At 41.7% G+C, this 1545-nt stretch carries 1 protein-coding gene; it reads right to left on the reverse strand.

Annotated features, from left to right (window positions below):
• Nucleotides 1-618 (reverse strand): family 43 glycosylhydrolase (locus GRP75_RS26540; protein WP_160790845.1); only part of this gene is annotated, 618 nt, incomplete at its 3' end.
• Nucleotides 619-1545: the final 927 nt, after the last annotated feature.

Below are 1545 nucleotides of genomic sequence, written 5' to 3' on the forward strand. Positions count from 1 at the left end.
TCCCCCACCGCTATACAGGTATCCTGTGCCATCATCATCCACCAACACAGCCGGATCAAAAAGCCATGTCACGCCAGCCATTCCAGGCGTGCTATGTGTCACAAGCGCTTTACCGAGGGGGTCTGTCCAAGGTCCGATCGGCGTGTCTGCTGTCAGGACTCCAATTCCTGCCCCACCATTGGCAAAATAAAGAAAGAATTTATCTTTGCCATTCAATTTTTTATGCGCAATTGCTGGAGCCCAGGAGTTAGAGGCCCATTTGGCAATGCCTCTACCGTTGTTCTTGTTGTTGGCACCTGCGACCGGTATCGTTCCGTGATCCGTCCAATTCACCATGTCCGCGGAGGAAATGACTTGGATGCGATCCAGTGCACTGAAGTCATTGTCTTTAATCGATCCATCATTGTTATAAACATACGTATCACTTGACATGTAGACATACACCCTTCCACCATATACCAATGAATAGGGATCAGCTCCCAATTTATGATCCACTAGAGGGTTGGAATTTCCAGGGAGTTTAGCCAGTGGTCGATTGGCAGCATCTACACTTAGCACGAGAGAGACACCAAGCAATAAAGTGAAGGAGAGAAATAAAGCTAGACATTTTCTAATCATAATAATAACCTCCGTTTTTTTATATGGTCCAAAGCCGAGCTATTCGTAAATTTATCAAACTCAAGAATATACTCAGACCTCTACCTGTAAGGAGAACTGCTGTGAAGAGGGCACGAGAAATAGATATGAAATCGCTTACATTTATTGAATTTAAAAGTGAACTACGAGAGGAGAGTCACCATATACTGGTCTCTGTTCATTTATTGACAACTCCAGTTATGTGTTGGAGAAAGTATAGTAATCATAAACATTGGGTTATTAAATATTAATATGTAAATTGATTGAAAATAATGGTTTTATTTGGCGCAATCATAGCATGTTCTATCAAAAATAACAATATCATTCTATTTTCTAAAAAAAGCGAATCGAAAGGAACGTAAATTACGATACCAATGGCATGCTGGACCTTTTGCAAAACCGAGATATCCGACCTGTTATTCCAAGCAAACGCAATCGACGGGTGAAACTTTAAGTTGGCATTAGTTAAACACACTATGTCCATACGTTGTATGCTGAACATGACTGGATAAATTAGTATGAATGATTGCAGCAGAAGAGGCAGCCCTGCAGGGATGCTTTTGCCTGTCCAGGGGAGATTGCATTAATGCAACACTGATATCCAATTTCCAGTATCCTAAATTAGTGCAATAAATGTTGTAAAGTTAGTATGGGCAGTTACCTGATTCATTCATTATTATAAATGCTGTAATCTACATTACCTAGACTGGGGTGACAAAGTTGAACGAAAGTAAAAAGAAGACGGATCGGCAGTCTGCTGATGGTAGGTGTGTTGACATGTCGGCCGTGTTGAACGGGTGTAGCAGCAATAGCGAGCGGTCACAAGCCGGGTGACACAAAAACTACATGTGCCAGGCTGGAGATAAGAACGGTAAATATGATCAACCGGTAACAATTACGTATTTGTGA

The organism is Paenibacillus sp. OT2-17 (assembly GCF_009827695.1).
Classification (GTDB): Bacteria; Bacillota; Bacilli; order Paenibacillales; family Paenibacillaceae; genus Paenibacillus; species Paenibacillus polymyxa_B.